We start from the raw sequence: 22,275 nt of genomic DNA on the forward strand, positions 1-22,275 counted from the left end.
TAAGTACCCCCCGAACGTGTGGAGAATCCCGTGAAGCGATTCCTCCGGCCGATGGTCGCGGCGGTCCTCGCCACCGGCCTCGCCGCCGCGGCCGCCCCGGCCACCGCCCACGCCGAGGCCCAGACCGGCCACGGCGACCGCTACAAGCGGGTCGGATACTTCATCCAGTGGGGCATCTACGGCCGCCAGTTCTTCGTCAAGGACGTCGACACCAGTGGCGCCGCCGCCAAGCTGACCCACATCAACTACGCCTTCAGCAACGTCAGCCAGGACGGTTCGTGCGTGTCCGCCGACCCCTGGGCCGACTGGCAGACGCCCATGGACGCCGCGCACAGCGTGGACGGCGTGGCCGACACCGCCGAGCAGCCGCTCAGGGGCAACCTGAACCAGCTCAAGGAGCTCAAGGCCAAGCACCCCGGCCTCAAGGTGCTGATCTCGCTCGGCGGGTGGACCGGCTCGAAGTACTTCTCCGACGCCGTCCTCACCCCCGAGAGCCGCAGCAAGCTGGCCGCCTCCTGCATCGACCTCTGGCTCAAGGGCAACCTGCCCGACCTGCCCGCCGGGACCGGCGCGGGCGTCTTCGACGGCATCGACCTCGACTGGGAGTGGCCCGGCTCCTCGGGCAACGACGGCAACGTGATCCGGCCCGAGGACAAGCAGAACTTCACGCTGTTCCTCGCCGAGCTCCGCCGCCAGATGAACGAGTACGACCCCAAGAGCGAGATCACCGCCTACCTCCCCGCCTCCGCCGCGAAGATCGACGCTGGCTTCGACGTCCGCGAGGTCTTCAAGAACCTCACCTTCGGCAACCTCCAGGGCTACGACCTGCAGGGCCCGTGGGAGAAGGTCACCGGCCACAACGGCAACCTGTTCACCGACCGGAAGGACCCGCACCAGTTCACCTACAGCGTGGACCAGACCGTCCGCGACTACCTGAAGCGCGGGGCCCCGGCCAAGAAGATCGTGGTCGGCGTGCCCGCCTACGGCCAGGGCTGGACGGGCGTGACCGGCGGCAGGAACGGCCTGTACGGCACCAGCACCGGCCCCGCCCAGGGCAAGTGGGCCGCCGGCACCGAGGACTACAAGGAGCTGGTGAACAAGCCCGGCAAGCGCTACCGCGACCTGCGCACCGGCGCGATGTGGCTCTACGACGGCAACGACTTCTGGTCCTACGACGACCCGGCGACCGTGACGCAGAAGGCGGCCTACATCCGCCTGAAGGGCCTGGGCGGCTCCATGATGTGGTCGCTCGACCAGGACGACGCCGAGGGCTCGCTCACCTCGGCGCTCTACCGGGTGCTGCGCTGACGCTCTAACGGGTCCCGCGACACGAAGGCCCGGTCCGGCGCACAGCCGGACCGGGCCTCACGCGTTCGGGGCGCCGGACGCGGCCCCGCGGCCGCCTCCCGCCCCGGTCACTTCTTGGGCTTGTCCGTGGAGGACTCGGTGGACAGCGCGGCGACGAAGGCCTCCTGGGGGACCTCCACCCGGCCGACCATCTTCATCCGCTTCTTGCCTTCCTTCTGCTTCTCCAGCAGCTTGCGCTTACGGGAGATGTCACCGCCGTAGCACTTGGCCAGGACGTCCTTGCGGATGGCGCGGATGTTCTCGCGGGCGATGACCCGGGCGCCGATGGCGGCCTGGATCGGCACCTCGAACTGCTGCCGGGGGATGAGCTCGCGGAGCTTCTTGGCCATCTCGACGCCGTAGCCGTACGCCTTGTCCTTGTGCACGATGGCGCTGAAGGCGTCGACCGCCTCGCCCTGGAGCAGGATGTCGACCTTGACCAGGTCGGCCTCCTGCTCGCCGAAGGGCTCGTAGTCGAGCGAGGCGTAGCCGCGCGTGCGGGACTTGAGCTGGTCGAAGAAGTCGAAGATGATCTCGCCGAGCGGCATGGTGTAGCGGATCTCGACGCGGTCCTCGGAGAGGTAGTCCATGCCCTGGAGGTTGCCGCGGCGGTTCTGGCAGAGCTCCATGATGGCGCCGATGAACTCCGAGGGGACCAGCACGGTCGACTTCACCACCGGTTCGAAGACCTGGTCCACCTTGCCGGTGGGGAACTCCGACGGGTTGGTGACCGTGACCTCCTTGCCGTCCTCCATGATGACCCGGTAGACCACGTTGGGCGCGGTGGAGATGAGCGAGAGGTTGAACTCCCGCTCCAGGCGCTCGCGGACGATCTCCATGTGGAGCAGGCCGAGGAAGCCGCAGCGGAAGCCGAAGCCCAGGGCCGCGGAGGTCTCCGGCTCGTAGACCAGGGCGGCGTCGTTGAGCTGGAGCTTGTCCAGGGCCTCGCGGAGCTCGGGGTAGTCGTCGCCGTCGATCGGGTACAGGCCCGAGAAGACCATCGGCTTGGGGTGCTCGTAGCCGCTGAGCGGCTCGGAGGCGGACCGCGCGACGGAGGTGACCGTGTCACCGACCCGCGACTGGCGCACGTCCTTCACACCGGTGATCAGGTAGCCCACCTCGCCGACGCCGAGCCCCTTGTCAGCGATCTTCGGCTCCGGCGAGATGACGCCGATCTCCAGCGTCTCGTGGGCCGCGCCGGTGGACATCATCAGGATGCGCTCGCGCTTGCCCAGGTGGCCGTCCATGACCCGGACGTAGGTGATCACGCCCCGGTAGGTGTCGTAGACCGAGTCGAAGATCAGCGCGCGGGCCGGGGCCGCGGCGTCGCCGACCGGCGCGGGCACGTTCGCCACCACGTGGTCCAGGAGCTCGCGGACGCCGACGCCGGTCTTGCCGGAGACCTTCAGCACGTCCTCCGGCTCGCAGCCGATGAGGTGGGCGAGCTCGGCGGCGTACTTCTCCGGCTGGGCGGCGGGGAGATCGATCTTGTTGAGCACCGGGATGATCGTCATGTCGGCGTTCATGGCCAGGTAGAGGTTGGCCAGAGTCTGCGCCTCGATCCCCTGCGCCGCGTCCACCAGCAGGATCGCGCCCTCGCACGCCTGGAGCGACCGGGACACCTCGTAGGTGAAGTCGACGTGCCCGGGAGTGTCGATCATGTTGAGGACGTAGTCGGTCTCGCCGACCTTCCACGGAAGCCGGACCGCCTGCGACTTGATCGTGATGCCGCGCTCACGCTCGATGTCCATGCGGTCGAGGTACTGAGCGCGCATGGAACGGTCGTCGACCACGCCGGTGATCTGCAGCATGCGGTCGGCAAGCGTCGACTTGCCGTGGTCGATGTGCGCGATGATGCAGAAATTGCGGATCACCGCGGGATCGGTCTGGCCAGGCTGAATGCGCACCGGGGTCCGTTTCGACGGGATTGATGTGATCAGGAGCTGGTAAATCCAGCCATCTTCCCATCAAGTTTAGCGAGAGGGTCGAGGCCTTCATCCCGCAGGGGAAAGCGCCGACCGCCCCCGACCTCCCGCTCCGCGAGCTCCGCCGTTTCCCGCGGGATCCGATTGTTTTCGCGCTCCCGCCGTTGACGGGCGGGACGAACCGCAGTGACATGTCCGGATGACGAAATGGATCACGGTGCGCCGCGTCCTGCGCGTCCTCGCGGCGGTGGCGGCCGTACTCGTCGCGCTGCCCGCGATGGTCGCGGCCTTCTTCTGGCTGGAGTCCACCGGGACGCCCGAGCCCTGGGCCAGGAGCACCGGCCACGACGCCCTGTGGCTGGGCCACGCCTGGGTGGACGGCCGCAGGACCGAGGCCGACGTGAAGGCGATGGCCGTACGGCTGCGCGAGACCGGGATCAAGGACGTCTACGTCCACGCCGGCCCCTTCGACTTCGACGGGAGCCTGCCGCCGTCGAAGCACCCCGGCGCCGGGGACTTCCTGAAGTGGTGGAAGGCCGAGCTGCCGGGAGTCCGCGTCTCCGCCTGGCTGGGGCAGAAGGTCGACTACGGGCTCGACCTGGGCGACCCCGCGACCCGGCAACGCGTTCTCGACGGCGTGCGGGGCATCATGGCCCTGGGGTTCGACGGCGTGCACTACAACTTCGAACCGATCACCAGCGGCGACGAGGGCTTCCTCGACCTTCTCACCAGGACCCGCCCGCTGCTCGGCGGCGGCGCGCTGTCCACCTCGACCCCGCAGATCGAGCCGCTGCCCTTCATGCGCCCGTTCGCCCACGCCGTCATCAGCCACGACAAGTACTGGCTGCGGGACTACTTCCGTGAGGTCGCGACCCTCGTCGACCAGGTGGCGATCATGACCTACGACTCGTTCCTGCCGCTCGGTTCGCTCTACCGCGGCCACGTCACCCGGCAGGCCGCGCTCGGCCTCGACCTCGCCCCCGACGGCAAGACCCTGCTGATAGGCGCCCCCGCCTACCACGACCACGGCGTCCCCTGGCTGGACGCCGCCGAGAGCGTCGCGGCGGCCGCCGAGGGCGCGCGGCTCGCGCTGTCCGATCACGAGGCGCGGCGCGAGAGGTTCGGCCTGGCGCTCTACGTGGACTTCGCGGCCACCGGGGAGGACTGGGCCGAATACCGCCGGTTCTGGCTCAGTCCCTGATCTCCGGCGGTCCCCGGCGCCCCGCCTCCCGGAACGGTCCCGCGTCCCGGCGTCTCGTTTTCCAGCATCTCGCCTCCCGGAACGTTCCCGCGTCCCGACAACCTGTGTCCCGGCGGCGATTCCAGCCTTCCATCCCGGCCGTCCGGCAGCGGCACCGAGATCGGCAAGGTAGACTGGAAAGGCATCCTTCTGCCCCGTCCGTCGATTTGAGCGACCACCTGGGCAGTTGGTAGCCTGTTCAACTGCGTGTGGCGCGCCCTCTCTGCCCGCGCGCCCCATCCGACGACATCACCGAGGCTTCTTCGTGGCGAACATCAAGTCCCAGGTCAAGCGCAACCGGCAGAACGAGAAGGCCCGGCTGCGCAACAAGGCTGTCAAGTCGTCCCTGAAGACGGCGATCCGCAAGTTCCGCGAGGCCGCCGAGCAGGGCAACGTTGACGAGGCCCTCGTGCTCCAGCGCGCTGCCGCCCGCCAGCTGGACAAGGCTGCCAGCAAGGGCGTCATCCACAAGAACCAGGCTGCCAACCGCAAGTCGGCGATCGCCAAGCGCGCCGCCGCCCTGTCGGTTTCCAAGTAGTCCCGGGTTCTCCACCGGCGCCGCACTCCTTCACGGGGTGCGGCGTTTCGGCGTTTCAGGCCGGCGAGGCCGCCCCCTCCGCTCCCCGGCCTCCGCCCTGCGCCCCGAGACCGCGCCCGCCGTCGAAGTCGCCCCCGGCCGGGCGTTGCGCACGGGCGTCCTCCTCTCCCTGGCCACTCCCTTGGCTCTGCCGTTCTGGCTGGGGGTGTCGACGCAGGTGCCCGAGGGGGAGTCGGCGGTGTTCGTCGCCGGATTCCTGGCGGGCGCGCTCGTCTACGCCCTGGCCTGGACCGGGCTGTCCGCCACCGGAGGACGCCTGCTCGGCCCCCGGGCCCTGCGCGCGGTCAACGCCGTCGCGGCCGCGGGACTGGCCTACTTCGCGGTACGGCTCACCCTCGACCTGCTGGTCTGACCGCGCCCCGCGCGCGTCCGCCCCGACCATGACCACGTCCGCCTCCCGCGCCCCCGCGCCCTCGCACTCTTGTCTCGGCCGCACCGGATCCGGCTACTCCAAGGCGCCGAGCAGGTCCCTGAGCAGATCCGCCAGCCGCTCACGGTCCCCCTCCGCCAGGACGGCCAGCGCCTCGTGCTGAGCCTCCAGCCCCGCGACGACGGCCTCCTCGATGGTCCGGAGCCCGGCTTCCGTGAGGCTGACCCGAAGGGCGCGGCGGTCGTCCGGATCGGGGGTGCGGGCGATGAGGCCCGCCCGTTCCAGCCGGTCCAGCCGCCCGGTCATCCCGCCGGAGGTCAGCATGAGGGTGGCGGTCATGGCCTTGGGCGACAGGGTGTAGGGCGCTCCGGCCCGGCGGAGGGTGGCCAGCACGTCGAACTCGCCGCGGCCGATGCCGTACCGCTGGTAGATCTCCGCGACGCGATCCGCCATCAGCCGGGCGATCCGGTAGATCCGCCCGAAGACCGCCATCGGCGACGCGTCCAGATCGGGCCGCTCCCGGTGCCACTGCGCCACGATCCGATCGACCGGGTCCTCTGTCATGCGCCCATCCTATCTTGACGCTAAATAACTTAGTGCTAAGTTACTTACTAACAAGCTTCACTGAGGAGAAGCCATGCCGTCTCCATGCGCATCACCCGCCACCGTCGACCCCGCCCGTCCCAGTGGCCCCCCTCCCCCTCCGGCACCCGGTGCCGTGGCTCCCGCATCCGGCCACGTCCCCGCCGCCTCCTCCACCGCAGCGGCCCGGGGCGCCGTCCCGCTGATCCTCGCCACGGCATTCGCCCCCGCGGTCTGGGGCAGCACCTACCTGGTGACCACCGAGCTGCTGCCACCGGACCGGCCGCTGTTCACCGCCCTGCTCCGGGCTCTCCCCGCGGGGCTGCTCCTCGTCGCCGTGACCCGCACCGTCCCCCGGGGCGGCTGGTGGTGGCGGGCGGCGGTTCTGGGCGGGTTGAACATCGGCATGTTCTTCCCCCTGCTCTTCCTGTCCGCCTACCGGCTCCCGGGCGGCGTCGCGGCGGTGCTCGGCGCCGTCCAGCCGCTCATCGTCGCCGGGCTCACCCGCGTCGCACTCCGGGAGAACGTCCCGATCCACCGCGTGCTCGCCGGAGTGGCCGCCGCGGTCGGCGTCTCCCTCGTGGTTCTGCGCGCCGAGGCCGCCCTCGACCTCCTGGGCGTCGTCGCCGGGCTCGTCGCGGCGGCGGGAATGTCAGCGGGGATCATCCTCACCCGCTCGTGGGGCAAGCCGGAGGGCGTCGGCGACCTGGCGCTCACCGGGTGGCAGCTCAGCGCGGGCGGCCTGATGATCGCTCCGGTCGCCTTCGCGCTGGAGGGCCCGCCCCCGCCCATGGACGCCGCGGCCGTCGGAGGCTACCTCTGGCTGGGGCTCGTCGGCACCGCCGCCGCCTACACGCTCTGGTTCCGCGGCATCGGCCGGCTGCCGGCGATCCAGGTCTCCCTGCTCGGCACCCTGAGCCCGCTCACCGCCGCCCTGCTCGGCTGGGCCGTCCTCGGCCAGTCCCTCAGCCCTCTCCAGACCGCCGGTTTCCTCCTCGCCATCGCGGCCACCTCCCTCGGGCAGTTCCCCGCGCCCCGCGCCTTTAGGTAGGACCGGCAGCAAGGCGTCCGCCCCGGACCGCGTCCCGGACGCCCAGCCCCCGGGATCCGGCGGACGCCCCGGCCCCGCCCCGCCGGACCGCCGACGGGGATCGGCCCGCGAGACCGGCCCGCAAGGTGATGCCGGGGCGGGGCGGCATCTCGGCCGAGACCCGCCGGGCCGCGGGGTAGCAGCCGGTCAGCCGGTTGCTGCTGGCCGGCACCACGCGTCCGACCCCCGTGCGCCGTGCCGCCTCCAGCACGTGGCGGGCGCCCATGACGTTGCCGTCCAGGAGGCCGGAGAGCGGCGCCTCGTCCGGCACTCCGGCCAGGTGCACGACCGTATCGGCGCCGTCGATGAGCGGCATCACTTCCTCCACCCCGGCCAGCCGGACGTGGTGCATCTCCTCGCGGCCCCCTCACTCCTCACGACGCCCTCCGCCGGTGACGCATCTCGGCGCGGCATCACGGGCTCACCGATGCCGACTCACTCTTGTCATGAAAGTTTCACCAACCATTGACATACGGAAAACGCTTTCCTACCGTGTCCATTGTTCGCGAACACGGACACCACTCACATGTGGACGGTGAGTACTCGCTGGGGGGAATCCGACACGCAGGCACACGGCCTGCCGGACCAGCAAGGAGCTCGACTGTGAGACACGCAAGCAGCACGAAGGCGGTGACCGCGGCCCTCACGGGCGCGACCGTCGTCGCGGCCATGGCGGCCATGGCGGTCGGCGTGTCGGCCGCCTCCGCCTCCGCCGCCCCCGCGCCGGGGGCATACACCCTCGTCAACGCCGCCAGCAACCTGTGCCTGACCGTTCCCGGCGCCTCGACCGGAGACGGCGTGCAGCTGACCCAGAACGGCTGCGGCGGGGCCGGGCAGACCTGGAACCTGACCGCCTCCGGCGGGGGATTCCGGCTCTCCGCGGCCCACAGCGGCAAGTGTGTCGGGATCATCGGCAACAGCACCTCGGCGGGCAAAGCCGCCATTCAGCAGGCCTGTATGGAAAGCGCTTTCCAAACATGGGGGCTGGAACTCGTCAGCGGTTCCACCTACCGGGTCGTCAACAGCGGCAGCGACAAGTGCCTCAACGTCAAGGACAGCTCGACCGCCGCCGGCGCGGGGGTGCAGCAGAACTCCTGCGACTCGGTGACCAGCAAGCGCTGGACGCTCAAGGCCGCCGGGTCCAATCCCACCCCGACCGTCACCCCGACCGTGACGCCCACGGTCACCCCCACCACGACGCCCCCGCCCGGAAACGCGAACGGCCTCGTCGGCTGGGCCGCCCAGGGCGGCGGCACCACCGGCGGCGGTAACGCGACACCGGTCACGGTCACCAGCGCCTCGGCTCTGACCAGCGCGCTCTCCGCGAGCGGCGCGTCGGTGATCCGGGTGTCCGGCACCATCTCCTGCTCCGGCATGCTCAAGGTGACCTCGAACAAGACCGTCATCGGCAACTCCGGCGCCACCATCGCGGGATGCGGGTTCAACATCACCCAGGCGTCCAACGTCATCGTCCGCAATCTGACCTTCCGCGGCTGGAACGACGACGGCATCCAGGTCCAGTACTCCACCCGGGTGTGGCTCGACCACAACTCCTTCAGCAACGGCTACGACGGCGCCCTGGACATCAAGCGCGCCAGCGACTACGTCACCGTCTCCTGGAACAAGTTCTCCGATCACGACAAGACCATGCTGCTCGGCCACAGCGACGACAACGGCGGCGAGGACCGCGGCAAGCTGCGCGTGACCTACCACCACAACTGGTTCGACGGCACCAACCAGCGCCACCCGCGGGTGCGGTTCGGCAACCCGGTGCACGTCTACAACAACTACTACGCCGGCATCGGCTCCTACGGCGTCGCCTCCACCCAGGAGGCCGGGGTCCTGGTCGAGGGCAACTACTTCGAGAACACCGAGGACCCCTTCCACCGCGGTGAGGGCTCCTCCGACCCGGGCAGCCTGGTCGCCCGCAACAACCACTTCGTGAACTCCGGCAGCGGCGACGCCGGTGGAAGCGTCGCCTCCATCCCCTACTCCTACAGCCTCGACACGGCCTCCAGCGTCAAGTCGATCGTGACCACCGGGGCCGGAGCGGGCCGGATCTCCCCCTGATCGTCTGAACCGTCGCGCTCCCGGACGATCGGACCCTCCAGGCGACCGGGCTCCCCGCGGAGCCCGGTCGCACCGTCCGGCCACCGTCCACGTCCGTTTCCCGGATCACCGGCCTCTCAGGTCGCAGGGGTCCGGGAAACAGGCGTCATCTGCCGGTACGGCTCGCGACGATGGTCTGGACCGTGCGTTCCAGCGCGTAGGCCGGATCGGCGCCGCCGCCCTTCACCTGCTCGTCGGCGGCGGCGACGGCCTGGAGGGCTCGGGCGATTCCGTCGGGACCCCAGCCCCTCAGCTGGTTCTGGACCCGGGTGACCTGCCAGGGGGGCATGCCCAGATGGCTGGCGAGCTGCCCGCCCCGCAGATTGCGCGGCGCTCCCCCCACCTTCGCCAGCGAGCGCAGGCTCCTGGCCAGCGCGCTCACCAGCAGCACCGGGGCCGTGCCCGTCGCCAGCGCCCAGCGGAGCTGCTCCAGGGCGTCGCCCAGCCGGCCCTCGACCGCCGAGTCGGCCACGGTGAACCCGCTGACCTCGGCCCGGCCCCGGTGGTAGCGGGCCACCGCCGCCTCATCGATGACCTTGCCCGGGGTGTCGAAGGCGAGCTGGCTGCACGCGGCGGCGAGTTCCCGCAGGTCACTGCCCACGGCGTCCAGCAGGGCGGAGGCCGCGTCACCGCTGACGGTCCGTCCGGCCCGTTTCAGCTCGGCCTTGACGAAGGCGAGCCGCTCGGCCGGCTTGGTCAGCTTGGTGACGGTGACCACGTTCGCCCCGGCCTTCTTCACCCCGTCGACCAGCGCCTTGCCCTTCACTCCCCCGGGATGGACCAGGACCAGTGTGGTCTCCTCGGCCGGATGCGCCGCGTAGGAGACGATCTCGGCGATGACCTCCTTGACGAGATCGTGAGCCGAGCGGATGACCACCACCGACCGGTCGCCGAACAGCGACGGCGAGGTCAGCCTGGTCAGCTCGCCCGGCTCCACCTTCCCGCCGATCAGATCGTGCGTCTCCGTCGACGGGTCCGCCGCCCGCGCTGCGGCGACCACCTCGCCGACCGCTCGGTCGGCCAGCAACTCCTCGTCGCCGATTACCAGGGTCACGGGTGCCGGGTCGCTTGCCGCCATGCCGAGCAGCATGCCACGTCCCGCCGACAGACCCCCAATCAGCCCGTCAAGTCGTCCGCAACTTTCCTGCAGGCGCCGTACGGCATCCTCGGAGTGAGTAGAGGAGGTGAGATCCACATGAAGACCATCATTCACCGCCACGCCTGCCCGCGCTGCGGCACCACCCTCGACGAGGGGCCCATCATGTACCGCTGCGCGCGCTGCAACCGTTCGGTCTACGCAGCCGACGTGGACACCGAGTTCCGCCAGCCGATCCCGGCCGCGGCCTGACCCTCTCCGGAAAGAAACGGGGAACCCCCGGGGAACCAACTCCAGGGGAGACAGGACAGACCACAACGGGGGACAGCGACGCCGGGGCACCGGAAGCGCACGGGGAGCAGCGACACAAGGCGCACCGGGAACGCACGGGGAGCAGCGACACAAGGCGCACCGGGAAGTAGCCGAGGATCTCGTGAACCTCATGGAGATGCCTCATGGTGACTCTCCATGGTGAACCTCGTGGGATCGTCATCGGCCCCGCACGACGACGGCCAGCCCTCCGTCTCGGGCTACAACGGCCAGGTCTCCCGACAGGTCGGTCCGGTAGGTCCGGACACCGAGCCGGTTCAGGCGGGCGAGGGTCGAGGGGGCGGGGTGACCGTAGGTGTTGTCCGCTCCGGCGCTGATGAGTGCGGCCCGGGCGCCCACGGCTGCGAAGAAGTCCGGATCGGATCTGGCTGAGCCGTGATGGGGGACCTTGAAGATCTCGGCGGGCGGGAATCCCCGGCGGAGCAGCTCCGCCTGGGCCTCGGTCTCGATGTCACCGCTGAGCAGCGCGGCTCCGGCCGCCCAGCGCACGTGCATCACGACACTGGCGTTGTTGACCACGGCGCCCTCTCCTCCCCCGCTCGCCGCCGGCGACCCCTCCGACGGGCCGATGACCGTCAGTTCGGAAGGGCCGAACCTCCAGCTCACCCCCGGTCGGGCCGTCCATTCGGCGACCTCGCGACGGGCGAGCTCCCCGCTCAACCTGGCGGCCTCTCCGGCGGCTCTCGCGCCGGGGCTGACCACCACGGCTCCCACCCGCCGTCCGCGGAAGACACCGTCCAGCCCCCCGACGTGGTCGGCGTGGGGGTGGGTGAGAACGACCAGCGGCACCTCCCGTACGTCCATGGACCGCAGGCAGCGGTCGATCAGGACCGGATCGGCACCGGTGTCCACCACCACCGCCCGACCCGGGCCCGCGGCCACCAGCAGCGCGTCGCCCTGACCGACGTCGCAGGCCACCAGCAGCCAGCCCGGAGGCGGCCAGCGGGCCACCACCGGAGTCGTCGAGAGGACGACCGCGGCGAACATCCCGGCCGTCGCGGCGACGACGATCCACCGAGATCTCCGATGACGCGCCACCGTCACGGCGGCCACCACAGCCACAGCCAGCAGGAGCAGCCCTGGAACGCCGCCCGGCCAGGGGATCACCGCCAGCGGAAGCCCGGCGGCGTGCCGGGCGACCTCGATGATCCACCCGCAGGCCAGGCCCGCTGGACGGACCAGCAGCTGGGCGATCGGCATCGACACCGGCGCGACCAGCGCGGCGGCGAAGCCGAGCAGGGTCGCGGGGGCGACCGCCGGACCGGCCAGGAGATTGGCGGGAACCGCCACCGGGGCGACCTGCCCGGACATGAGAACGAGAATCGGGGTGACGGCGACCTGGGCGGCGGCGGGAACGGCGATCACCTCGGCCGCCCAGCGAGGGCACCGGCCAGCCATCCGTCCGGATGCCCGACCCCGCCCTCCGGACATCCGGCCCAGCCACCCGGCCGCCCCTCCCGACGGCCTGCCCGTCTGCTCTTGCCCTCCGGACATCCGGTCCCGCCAGCGGGGAGCCAGAACGAGGATGCCCCCGGTGGCCCACACCGACAGGGCGAACCCGTAGGACCGGGCGAGGGCCGGGTCGAACAGGATCAGGCCGAGAACGCTCACCGACAGGGCTGCGACCCCGTCGCGGGAGCGTCCTGTGCCGAGCGCCACGGCGGCGACGGTGCCCATCAGCAGGGCGCGGAGCACGCTGGGCGAGGGGCGGGCGATGATCGCGAAAGCGAGCATGGCGAGCACCGCGAACACCGCCCTGGCCGCGAGCGGCAACCCGGCTCCGCGTGCCAGGAGCACGGCGGCTCCGGCCACGATGGCGAGATTGGCGCCGCTCACCGCCAGCAGGTGGCTGAGTCCGGCCTCCTTGAAGTCGGCGGCGACCTCCTCCTCCATCCGGGACACGTCACCGACGACCAGGCCGGGCAGCAGGCCGCGCCGGTCCGGGGGGAGCGCGTCCGCCGCCTCGCGCAACCCGGCACGGAGCGTTTCCGCCGCCCGCTGCACCCACGACGGCCCGCTCAGGACCCGTGGCGGCTCCCGGACCATGATCACCGCCGCCAGCAGCTCACCGGTCTCCGCCGGCCCGAACCGCCCCCGGATCTCGACGCGCTGGCTGGGCAGGAGCGACCGCCACTGCTCCCCCGAGGCGAACAGCACCACCGGGACCCGCGTGCGCACCCGGCCGGCGAACGTCTCGACCGCCTCGATCCGGGCGGGCACCACGAAGCTCACCCTCCGGAACTCACCGGTGCGCTGCTTCACCTCTCGAGGGTCGTCTGTCAGCACCGCCTCCACCGTCGCCGAGGCGTTTCTGCCCGCGAGGTCGGCCACGGGCCCGGTGCCGACGGCGTGCACCCGGAAGGCCACCGTCCCGGCGACCGCCGCCACGCACCCCAGAACCGCGACCGCCACGTTCTTCCAGGGCGGGGAGGGCCTCACCGGGTTCGTCACCGTCACCCGGAGCCGGCAGCGCCGGAGACCGGCGCCCCGCCGGGACGACCACCGGGATGGCGGCGCCATGACGAGGATCGCCCCGGCAGCCGTGATGACGCCTACGGCGGCACCGGTCGGCGCCGGGCAGCCCAGCAGGACGAGAGCCGTCATCCAGCAGGCGAGAGCCGGCAGGACGAGCTGGAGCCCATGCGGGTGCCGTACCGGATCGGGGGGCGCACCGGGTACGGCCGCAGGGCGTGCGTGATCGTGGCGTCTGTCACGGGCGGCCGATGGATCGGGGGACTTCCCGCCGGTATCGGTGAAGATGTCCGACCGGGTCATGAGGGTGTCCGGAGCCGGTATGAGGGTGTCCGGAGCCGGGCGGCGGTCATACGCGCACCTTGTCTTTGATCTCGGCGTATTTCCTGTCGCCGATCCCGCTGACCTCGCGCAGTTGCTCGACGCTCCGGAAACCCCCGTTGCCGTCGCGGTATTCGGTGATGCGGCGGGCCAGCACCTCGCCGACGCCCGGCAGCTGGTCCAGCTGCTCCGCGGTGGCGGTGTTGAGGTCGAGGACGACCTCGGCCGGCGCGGCGGGGTCGGCGGGCGTGATCGGTGCTCCTCCTCGCCCCGGGGCGCCGACGACGATCTGCTCGCCGTCGATGAGCCTGCGGGCGAGGTTGAGAGGACCGGGCAGGACCCCCTTGCGGATGCCGCCGGCGGCCTGGACCGCGTCGGTGACGCGCGAACCACCGGGCAGGGTGATCACGCCGGGACGCCGGACCTTGCCGGTGACGTGCACGGTGATCTCGGCCATCGCGGACGGCCGCGGGCGCGAGGTGACGGAGGCCGTATCGGTCAGAGCGGGACCGGAGATCGGCCGGGGTGGCGCGAGGGGCTCGGGCTCCGGCCGGGACCACCAGGCGTAGACGCATCCGGTGACCACCGCGGCCAGGGCGACGAGCAACAGAACCCGGAGTCTCGGACGCCCGGGGTCGAGTTCGGGGGCTCCCTTGGCGACCGCCGCGCGCAGAGCCTCGAAGGAGGGCGGCACCGGCAGGGACGGCGGCCGACCGGCCAGCGATGCGGCCCGGGGCGGTGGGCCGCTGAACCGAAGGTCGCTGTCCGGAGGGGCGGATGCGGCGGCGCGGGCAGCCGATCCGCCGGTTGGGAGACCTCCCCGCGAACGGACCGGCGCGTCACCCTGGATCGGCACACCACGCTGGACCGGCGCACCGCCATGGCCCGGCGCGTCACCCTGGATCGGCACACCACGCTGGACCGGCGCACCGCCATGGCCCGGGATGCCCTTAGGCCGGGGGACGACGCCCGGGGCGGTGAACGTGTCCGTGCGCGGCAGACGTTCGCCGGGCGGGGAAGGAGGGGCTCCGCTCACGTCTGCCGCGTCATGGGGGTCGTCCGTCCTCCCGTCTCTCGCCGGACCTCCGGCCTTCTGGCCGGAGAAGCCGCCACGACCATCGGGCCCGGTGGGGAGGGAGCCCGGCGTCATCAGGGCCCGGAGCCGGGACTCGGCCCGGTGCCGTTCGGTGACCTGGTCTGTGGTGCGCACCCCGGAACGTTACGGCGGGGGCCGCCGAGCGCCCTCTGAGCGAATCAGGTTCTGGGGATAACCGGCCGGACCCGGATCATGCCTGTGCATGACCGAGGCAGGGCGGCGGGGGAGGGGCCCGCCGGGCCCTACCCGGGCGCCGACGGCCGTCCCCGCGGGGCAGGGCCTCAGGGGGCGGCCGGTGAGACGGTCACCCCCAGCATTCCGGGACCCACGTGGGCGCCGATGACCGCGCCGACCTCGACGACGGTGATCCCGGTGAGCGCGGGGACGCGCTGGGCCAGCCGTTCGGCCAAGGTCTCGGCGCGGGAACGGGCGGCGATGTGCTGCACGGCGACCGCCGCCGGACCGGAGCCCGCCGCCTGGACGGCCAGTTCCTCAAGGCGGGCGATGGCCCGGGTGGCGGTGCGGACCTTCTCCAGCGGGGAGATCGTGCCCTCCGTGATGTGGAGCAACGGCTTGATCATCAGGGCGGATCCGACCAGGGAGGCCGCGGCGCCGATGCGCCCTCCCCTGCGCAGGTACTCCAGGGTGGCCACGTAGAAGAAGCTGCGGGTCCCGGCCATCCGGCGCCGGGCGGCGGCGGCCGCCTCGGCGAGGGACGCGCCCCCGGCGGCCGCCTCCGCCGCGGCCAGGACGGGGAATCCCAGGCCCATGGCGATCGACCTGCTGTCGATGACCTCCACCGGGATCGACGCCTCCCGCGCGCCCGATCGGGCCGCCTCGACCGTGCCCGACATCTCCCCGGACAGGTGGATGGAGACCACACCGGTCGCGCCCTCGGCCGCGGCCGCGTCGTAGGCCTCGGTGAAGCGCCGGGGCGCGGGTCTGGAGGTGGTGACCGGGCTCCACTTCTCGAGCGCCCCGGTCATCTCCGAGGCGCCGATCTGCACCACGTCGTCGAACGGCTTGCCGCCGACGATCACCTGAAGCGGCACCACGACGATCCCCAGCCGCGAGGCCTCCTCCTGCGGGAGGTACGCGGTGGAGTCGGTGACGACGACGACCGATGACGGCATGTCCAGAGATTATCCAGGGAGCTCACGCCGGGATCGGCGGCACGGCCGGGCGCGCGATCACTGCACGGGGACGCCGCCGCGCCAGACCCGGCGGGGCTTGAGACCGAAGGCCCAGGCGAAGGCCCCTTCGTGGTCGGCGTCCCACTGGACGATGTCGGCCAGGCGGCCGGGGGCCAGGACACCCCGGTCGGGGGCTCCCAGGACGGTGGCTCCGCCGAGGGTGGCGGCGCGCAGGGCGTCGCCGACGCTCATGCCGAAGGCCGCGACGGCGAGGCTGACGACCAGGGACATCGACGTGATGCCGCAGTGGCCGGGGTTGTGGTCGCTGCCCAGGGCCACGGTGACCCCCTGGGCGAGCATGCGGCGGACCGGCGGCAGGCTGCCGTTCTGCAGGGCGGTGCCCGGGCAGACCACGGCGGGGACGCCGTAGCGGGCCAGGATCGCGATGTCCTCGTCGGAGGTGTGGTGGAGCAGGTCGGCCGAGGCGCAGCCGAGCTCGGCGGCGAGCTGCACGGCCCCGCGGCGGCTGTAGGCGCCGGCGTGCACGCGGGGGAGCAGCCCGACGTTGCGGCCGGAGGCGAGGACCCAGCGGGCCTCCTCGGTGGTGAAGTGGCCCTCGTCGCAGTAGACGTCCACGCTGTCCGCGCCGGCCGCGGCCGCGTCGGCGCACCAGGCGCCCACGGCCTCGACGTAGTCGCGCTGGCGCCCGAAGTACTCGGGGGGAACGACGTGCGCGGCGAGGAACGTGACGTGCACGCGCGGCATCATCGGCTCTTTCTCGAGCTCGCGCAGGAGCCGCACGTCGGCGAGCTCGCCGTCGCGGGTGAGGTGGTAGCCGGTCTTGGCCTCGACCGTGGTGGTGCCGCTCAGGAGCCAGTCGCGCAGGCGCTCGCGGACGCCGTTGCACAGGGTCCACGGGTCGGTGCCGCGGGTCACCGTGACGGTCGAGCCGATGCCGCCACCCGCCGCCGTGATCGCGGAGGGAGTGGAGCCGCCCGAGCGCATGGCCATCTCGGCGTAGCGGTTGCCCGCGTAGACGGGGTGGGTGTGGGCGTCGATCAGGCCGGGGGTGACCAGGGCGCCGCCGAGGTTCTCGACGTGGTCCACATCGACGATGTCGTCCACCACTCCGGGGACGCTCTGCGGCAGGTCCGCGGCGCGTCCGACCCACGCGATGCGGTCGTTGTGCACGAGGATCGCGGCGTTGCTGCAGACGTCGTTACCGGTCCAGAGTCGGCCGATGTTGGTCAGCAGGCGGACCGTCATCGCATCACCGCCTTGTGCGCAGGGGAAGGCACCTGGATGGGAAGGGTCGCCGGACGCGACGAGGGAGTCCGGCCGGTGCCGGGCACTCTGCCCGCCGGATCCGCTCCTAGTCCGGACGACATCGGGAATCTCCTGCTCTCATCCGCTCCGTATGTGCGGCACGGTATCGCCAGCAGCATGATCCAGCGGTTTCAGTTCAGTTACGTTATTTCACAGGTTGGCCTGCTGTACAGGCTAATTGGGAAGAACGCCGCTTCGCCGCGGTCACGCCCGCTTCGCCCACTCTGTCCCCGCAACAAACACTGAGCACATCTTCGCAGTTCAGGCCACTTTTTTCCCACCTGTCCCACTGGGCGTCAAGCAGACCTACGGCATAACGTCCCGTTAGATTTGCCTCATGGTAGCAACCTAAACGTTGACCCACCACTGTCCTCTTTGGGGCGTTTTGCGGCTTTTTAAAGGATTTAACTTCTCACAGAGAATCCTCCAGAAGGCAAGCCCGTCCATTGAATGCGGCGAGGGGACCTACATAGGCTGGCAAATGCATCGCGTTGGCGGACGCCACCCCTCCGCGAGGGACGGGCCGACGGATACGCCTTCCCGGTGAGCGGCGGGCGGCAGCGGTGCGAGATGCTGTATCACCGAACCATGGGGCGGCCGGAGGCGACGCGGAGAACGACCGCCTGCAGACCCAGGGCCCGCACGCCCTCCCCCGGCCGGCGAGCGATCCCCATGACTTCATAAGGTAATCGTTCCCATACTTTAAGTCACATATAGCGGAATCAGACAACAATTCATAGCCTTTCGAGCGAGTTATCGAAGGCTGTCCCCCATAGGAGTGACCTTGACCGTCCCAGTGGACGCCGGCCGGCGTCGTATCGAAGAGCTTCTGGAGCAGCACGAGGGGCAGGTCCTCCGGCGCTGGTTCGAGATAGCCGGGGCCATGTCCGGTGGTCACGTGGACCGCGGAGGCGCGGCTGTCCCGTTCGGGGAGATCTACCAGGCGCTGCGACGCTCTCTCGGCGACTCCCATGACGGCAGCGACCTGCGAGGGCTGCTGGCCGACCTGTCCCGTTCCCGCGCCCGCCAGGGCTTCACGCCGAGCGAGACCGCCAACGTGGTGTTCGGTCTCAAGGAGGCCGTCTACGAGATCGCGGAGGCCGACGGGAGCCCCGAGGCGCTGCGGGGCTTCGTCTGGTTCTCCCGGATCGTCGACGACCACGGCCTCTTCACGTTCGAGACGTACGCCGCGGCGCGAGAGAGGATCATCTCCGACCAGGCCGAGCAGCTCCTGGAGCTCTCGACCCCGGTGGTGAAGCTGTGGGAGGGCATCGTCGCGGTGCCGCTGATCGGCACGCTCGACTCCGCCAGGACCCAGGTCGTGATGGAGAAGCTGCTGCAGATGCTGGTGGAGACCGGCTCCGAGCACGCGGTGATCGACATCACCGGCGTGCCGGCGGTGGACACCCAGGTCGCCCAACACCTGCTCAAGACCGTGGTGGCCGCGCGACTGATGGGCGCGGAGTGCGTGATCTCCGGCATCCGCCCGCAGATCGCCCACACCATCGTCACCCTCGGAATCGAGTTCGGCGACATCGTCACCAAGGCCTCGCTGGCCGACGCCCTGGCCCACGCTCTGCGCCAGAGCGGCGTCGAGTTCGTCAAGGGCCGCGGCAGGCGCGTCACCGTACGGACGGAGGAGAACTGATGGACCGCGTGCCCGTTCTCAAGCTCGGGGACCTCCTCATCGTCTCCATCCAGATCGACCTCCAGGACCAGAGCGTGCTCGCCCTCCAGGAAGATCTGGCCGACAAGGTGGTCGAGACCGGCGCGCGGGGCGTGATCATCGACATCACGGCCGTGGAGATCGTCGACTCCTTCATCGGCCGCATGTTGTCCACCATCGCCTCGATCACCCGCATGCTCGACGCGGAGACGATCGTCGTGGGCATGCGGCCGGCGGTCGCGATCACCCTCGTGGAGCTGGGTCTCTCTCTCGGCGGAGTACGGACGGCGCTCAACCTCGAGAAGGGCGTCGCCCTGCTGAACCACCTCGACGGGGCCCGCGCCGTGACCGCCCGATGACATCCCCCAGTGAGCTGCCGATCAGCGGGAACAGCGACGTGGTCCTGATCCGGCAGCAGGTTAGGACCGTCGCCGTGGAGGTAGGGCTCTCCCTCGTGGACCAGACCAAGATCGTGACTGCGGCCAGCGAGCTGGCGCGCAACGCCCTGGTCTACGCGGGAGGAGGGAGGGTCCGGATCGAGATCGTGCACAACAACGTGCGGGCGGGCCTGCGCCTGACGGTCAGCGACGACGGTCCCGGCATCCCGGACATCGACCAGGCCCTCGTCGACGGGTGGACCACGGGCAACGGCCTCGGCCTCGGCCTCAGCGGCTCCCGCCGCCTGGTGGACGAGTTCGACCTGAGGTCGGTTCCCGGCGAGGGAACGCTGATCACGGTGACGAAATGGGCGCGGTGATCCGTTCCCAGAACGACGTATGGACCAGAGCCGAGGACGCGAGCGTGATCGGCTCCCTCCGGCGCTCCGCCGTCACGCTCGCCGAAGCGCGCGGGTTCGGCGAGAAGGACATCGGCCGGATGGCCGTCGCGGTGAGCGAGGCCGCCTCGAACCTGGTCAAGCACGCCGTCGAGGGAGTCATGCTGATCCGGCCGCATCCGGAGCTGTCCGCCGCGATCGAGGTCGTCGCGGTCGACCGCGGGCCGGGCATGCGCGACGTCTCCCGAGCCCTGCGGGACGGGTACTCCACCACCGGCACGCTCGGCATCGGGCTGGGCGGCATCGCGCGCATGACCGACGCGTACGAAATCCACTCGATTCCCGGCACGGGCACGGTGGTGGCCATGTGCTTCACCCCCCGGGAGACCCGCCTCCCCCCTTTCCGGATCAGCGGTATGACCCGTCCGATCGGCGAGGAGAGCGTCTGCGGCGACGCCTACGCGGTCGTCAGGACCGATGCCGCCACCACCGTGATGGTGTGCGACGGTCTCGGCCACGGCGACGCGGCGGCCCACGCCTCGCGGGAGGCCGGGCGGGTGTTCCAGGAGGAGATGGAGCGGACGGCCCTGGCGGACACCGACCTCGCGCCGGTCGCCGTGGTGGAGCGGATCCACAGGGGGCTCAACCGCACCCGAGGCGGGGCGGTCGCCGTGGCGCGGCTGGAGCGGTCCTCGGGCACGGTCCGCTTCTCCGGGCTCGGCAACGTCTCGGCGTGGATCGTGCATCCGGAGGGCCGGCAGGGGATGATCTCGATGCCGGGCATCGCCGGGCATCAGGCGCCCCGCACCCTGCGGGAGTACGAATACGCCGTGCCGCCCTCCGGCATGCTGGTCCTCCACTCCGACGGGCTCTCCGAGCGCTGGGCCCCCTCCTCCTACCCGGGGTTGTTCGCCTACTCCCCCTCCGTCGTCGCCGCCACGCTGCTGCGCGACGCGGGGACGCGCAGGGACGACGCGTGCGTGGTCACGGTGAGGTCGGAAAGATGAGCGGAGATACGCCGGATATATCCGGCAACGGAAGGCTGGAGAGGCCGGAAGCGAGCAGAAGCATGGCCGGTGACACGGCAGGCACGGCCGGAGGCGGGAGACCGGACGCGGCCGGGGACGAGCTGACCCGGCTCGATCTCCGGAACGACCAGGGCGTGTTCGCCATGCGCAAGCTGGGCCGGGAGGTGGCCGAGACGGTCGGGCTGACCGGCCCGGACCAGATCCGGGTGGCCACGGCGCTGAGCGAGATCGGGCGGGAGATCCTCCTCCAGGGGATCCCCGCCTCGGCCGCCTTCCTGATCGACGAGGCCGGACTGACCGTCACGATCTCGTTCCCCGCCGCGGCCGGCTTCGTCCCCGGCGACGGGGTGACGCTGGCGGCCCGCCTCGTGGACACGATCGAGTGCGACCTGGCCGCGGGACGCATCAGCATGCTCAAGCGGCTCCCCGTCAGCCGCCCCAAGCCCTCCGTCGAAGAGATCCGCGCGAAGATCGCCGCGCTCACCCCCGCGACGGCCCTCGACGAGCTCCGCCAGCAGAACCGCGAGCTCGCCGCGACCCTGGAGGAGGTCATGCAGCTCAACACCGAGCTGCAGGAGACCAACCAGGGCGTGCTCGCCCTGTACAACCAGCTCTCGGCGGAGCTGGAGGAGACCAACCGCGGCGTCGTGGCGCTCTACGCGGAGCTGGACGAGAAGTCCGTGCAGATCAGGGAGGCCGGTGACGTCAAAAACCGGTTCTGGACCACGGTCAGCCACGAGCTGCGCACTCCGCTCAACTCGATCATCGGCCTCGTCCGCCTCCTGATCGGACCCGGCGGGGAGCCCCTGGGCCCGGAGCAGCTCCACCAGGTCCAGCTCATCGGCTCCTCCGCGGAGACGCTCCTGGCCCTGGTGAGCGAGCTGCTCGACATGGCCAAGGCCGAGTCGGGGCGGCTGGACCCCCAGTCCTCCGTGGTCGACCTGGTCGCGCTGGTCGAACGCCTCGGGATGATGTTGCGCCCCACCAGCGAGACCAACCGCGTGACGCTCTCGGTCCGGGTGTCGGAGGCGGCGTCCGAGGCGCTGGTCGACGAGGCGATGCTCACCAAGATCCTGCGTAACCTGCTCTCCAACGGCCTGAAGTTCACCGAGGACGGAGAGGTGCGGCTCGACGTGACCCGGGACGCCTCCACCCACGAGATGGTCTTCACCGTGACCGACACCGGGATCGGCATCCCCGAGGAACATCTGGAGCGCGTCTTCGAGGAGTTCTACCAGGTGCCGGGGCCGATCCAGGCGCGGGCGAAGGGCACCGGCCTCGGCCTGCCGTACGCCCGCAGGCTGGCCGAGGCGATGGGCGGCACGCTCCAGCTGTCCAGCGGGGCGGGCGCGGGCACCACGGCCGTGGTGCGGCTGCCGGACCGGCCCGACGGCGACACGATGGTGAACCGCGTGCTCATCGCGGACGACGACGACGATTTCCGCGCCACCGTCCGGCGCATGCTCACCGGCTTCGCCGCCCGCGTCGACGAGGCCCATGACGGACTGGAGGCCCTGGAGGCGATGTCCCAGGAGCTGCCGGACCTGGTCCTGGTCGACCTGCTGATGCCCCGGATGGACGGCGCGGCCCTGCTGGCGCGGATGGCCGAGGACCAGCGGTTGCGCGGGATCCCGGTGGTCATCGTCACCGTCGCGACCTCCCAGCAGTATCCCCAGACGGAGCACGCGGTGCTTTCCAAACACGACATGCGCCGGGACAATCTGCTGGAGGCGGTACGGCATGCGCTGGAGCGCCGCGGTGAATGAGCCAT

Annotated in this window: 20 protein-coding genes; 12 read left to right on the forward strand and 8 right to left on the reverse strand. The window is 71.0% G+C overall.

The window, feature by feature from the left end; all coding sequences use genetic code 11:
- Positions 1–30: 30 nt before the first annotated feature.
- Positions 31–1,308, forward strand: coding sequence for a glycoside hydrolase family 18 protein (locus Plo01_RS19795; protein WP_239316671.1), 1,278 nt, complete (start codon positions 31–33; stop codon positions 1,306–1,308).
- A gap of 107 nt (positions 1,309–1,415) precedes the next feature.
- Here the strand turns inward: Plo01_RS19795 and lepA are convergent, their stop codons facing one another.
- On the reverse strand, positions 1,416–3,254 hold the full coding sequence (lepA, locus tag Plo01_RS19800) for a translation elongation factor 4 (RefSeq protein WP_203892127.1): 1,839 nt from the start codon (positions 3,252–3,254) through the stop codon (positions 1,416–1,418).
- A 217-nt stretch (positions 3,255–3,471) separates the two neighbouring features.
- On the opposite strand from lepA, the gene Plo01_RS19805 reads away from it, so the two are divergent.
- The 3 genes from Plo01_RS19805 to Plo01_RS19815 all read left to right on the forward strand — a co-directional run bounded on the left by Plo01_RS19805 (position 3,472) and on the right by Plo01_RS19815 (position 5,462).
- Positions 3,472–4,473, forward strand: coding sequence for a glycoside hydrolase family 18 protein (locus Plo01_RS19805; RefSeq protein WP_203892128.1), 1,002 nt, complete (start codon positions 3,472–3,474; stop codon positions 4,471–4,473).
- A 304-nt stretch (positions 4,474–4,777) separates the two neighbouring features.
- Positions 4,778–5,050, forward strand: coding sequence for a 30S ribosomal protein S20 (gene rpsT / locus Plo01_RS19810; protein WP_203892129.1), 273 nt, complete (start codon positions 4,778–4,780; stop codon positions 5,048–5,050).
- Between the two features lie 37 nt (positions 5,051–5,087).
- Positions 5,088–5,462 (forward strand): LysE family transporter, encoded by a 375-nt coding sequence (locus Plo01_RS19815; protein ID WP_203892130.1) that lies wholly within the window; start codon positions 5,088–5,090, stop codon positions 5,460–5,462.
- A 93-nt stretch (positions 5,463–5,555) separates the two neighbouring features.
- Here Plo01_RS19815 and Plo01_RS19820 read toward each other — a convergent pair whose 3' ends face one another.
- Positions 5,556–6,044, reverse strand: coding sequence for a MarR family winged helix-turn-helix transcriptional regulator (locus tag Plo01_RS19820; protein WP_203892131.1), 489 nt, complete (start codon positions 6,042–6,044; stop codon positions 5,556–5,558).
- A 154-nt stretch (positions 6,045–6,198) separates the two neighbouring features.
- Between Plo01_RS19820 and Plo01_RS19825 the strand changes: the two genes are divergently transcribed.
- Positions 6,199–7,113: an EamA family transporter gene (locus tag Plo01_RS19825; RefSeq protein WP_239316673.1), complete on the forward strand. Its 915-nt coding sequence runs from the start codon at positions 6,199–6,201 to the stop codon at positions 7,111–7,113.
- Here Plo01_RS19825 and Plo01_RS19830 read toward each other — a convergent pair.
- Positions 7,106–7,504, reverse strand: coding sequence for an NAD-dependent epimerase/dehydratase family protein (locus Plo01_RS19830; RefSeq protein WP_203892133.1), 399 nt, complete (start codon positions 7,502–7,504; stop codon positions 7,106–7,108). The two genes, Plo01_RS19825 and Plo01_RS19830, sit on opposite strands and share 8 nt — an antisense overlap.
- Before the next feature lie 251 nt (positions 7,505–7,755).
- Between Plo01_RS19830 and Plo01_RS19835 the strand changes: the two genes are divergently transcribed.
- Complete coding sequence (locus Plo01_RS19835; RefSeq protein WP_239316675.1) at positions 7,756–9,222, forward strand: pectate lyase family protein; 1,467 nt, start codon at positions 7,756–7,758, stop codon at positions 9,220–9,222.
- Between the two features lie 145 nt (positions 9,223–9,367).
- On the opposite strand, the gene holA is transcribed toward Plo01_RS19835, so the two are convergent.
- Positions 9,368–10,351 carry a DNA polymerase III subunit delta gene (gene holA, locus Plo01_RS19840; protein WP_203892134.1) on the reverse strand — a complete coding sequence of 328 codons (984 nt, stop codon included), beginning with the start codon at positions 10,349–10,351 and terminating at the stop codon, positions 9,368–9,370.
- A gap of 105 nt (positions 10,352–10,456) precedes the next feature.
- Between holA and Plo01_RS19845 the strand changes: the two genes are divergently transcribed.
- Entirely contained in the window at positions 10,457–10,609 is a 153-nt protein-coding gene (locus Plo01_RS19845; RefSeq protein WP_203892135.1) for a hypothetical protein, read from the forward strand.
- A 237-nt stretch (positions 10,610–10,846) separates the two neighbouring features.
- On the opposite strand, the gene Plo01_RS19850 is transcribed toward Plo01_RS19845, so the two are convergent.
- The 4 genes from Plo01_RS19850 to hutI form a co-directional block, all read right to left on the reverse strand.
- Positions 10,847–13,291 (reverse strand): ComEC/Rec2 family competence protein, encoded by a 2,445-nt coding sequence (locus Plo01_RS19850; RefSeq protein WP_239316677.1) that lies wholly within the window; start codon positions 13,289–13,291, stop codon positions 10,847–10,849.
- Positions 13,292–13,508: 217 nt separating this feature from the next.
- Positions 13,509–14,174 carry a ComEA family DNA-binding protein gene (locus tag Plo01_RS40390; protein ID WP_239316679.1) on the reverse strand — a complete coding sequence of 222 codons (666 nt, stop codon included), beginning with the start codon at positions 14,172–14,174 and terminating at the stop codon, positions 13,509–13,511.
- A gap of 683 nt (positions 14,175–14,857) precedes the next feature.
- Positions 14,858–15,709 carry a DegV family protein gene (locus Plo01_RS19860; protein WP_203892137.1) on the reverse strand — a complete coding sequence of 284 codons (852 nt, stop codon included), beginning with the start codon at positions 15,707–15,709 and terminating at the stop codon, positions 14,858–14,860.
- 57 nt (positions 15,710–15,766) lie between these two features.
- The gene (hutI, locus tag Plo01_RS19865; RefSeq protein WP_203892138.1) at positions 15,767–16,975 is read right to left on the reverse strand and encodes an imidazolonepropionase; all 1,209 of its coding nucleotides are present in this window, start codon (positions 16,973–16,975) and stop codon (positions 15,767–15,769) included.
- 838 nt (positions 16,976–17,813) lie between these two features.
- On the opposite strand from hutI, the gene Plo01_RS19870 reads away from it, so the two are divergent.
- From Plo01_RS19870 to Plo01_RS19890, 5 genes are all read left to right on the forward strand, one after another.
- Complete coding sequence (locus Plo01_RS19870; RefSeq protein WP_373871700.1) at positions 17,814–18,683, forward strand: STAS domain-containing protein; 870 nt, start codon at positions 17,814–17,816, stop codon at positions 18,681–18,683.
- Positions 18,683–19,060 (forward strand): STAS domain-containing protein, encoded by a 378-nt coding sequence (locus Plo01_RS19875; protein WP_203892139.1) that lies wholly within the window; start codon positions 18,683–18,685, stop codon positions 19,058–19,060. The genes Plo01_RS19870 and Plo01_RS19875 overlap by 1 nt, the downstream gene beginning before the upstream one ends.
- A complete protein-coding gene (locus Plo01_RS19880) occupies positions 19,057–19,458 on the forward strand; it encodes an anti-sigma regulatory factor (protein WP_203892140.1) in 402 nt (133 codons plus the stop codon). The genes Plo01_RS19875 and Plo01_RS19880 overlap by 4 nt, the downstream gene beginning before the upstream one ends.
- Positions 19,446–20,483, forward strand: coding sequence for an ATP-binding protein (locus Plo01_RS19885; protein WP_203892141.1), 1,038 nt, complete (start codon positions 19,446–19,448; stop codon positions 20,481–20,483). The genes Plo01_RS19880 and Plo01_RS19885 overlap by 13 nt, the downstream gene beginning before the upstream one ends.
- Before the next feature lie 62 nt (positions 20,484–20,545).
- Positions 20,546–22,270 carry an ATP-binding response regulator gene (locus tag Plo01_RS19890; RefSeq protein ID WP_203892142.1) on the forward strand — a complete coding sequence of 575 codons (1,725 nt, stop codon included), beginning with the start codon at positions 20,546–20,548 and terminating at the stop codon, positions 22,268–22,270.
- The last annotated feature ends 5 nt before the right edge of the window (positions 22,271–22,275 follow it).

Source organism: Planobispora longispora (genome assembly GCF_016863135.1).
In the GTDB taxonomy this organism is placed as follows: Bacteria; Actinomycetota; Actinomycetes; order Streptosporangiales; family Streptosporangiaceae; genus Planobispora; species Planobispora longispora.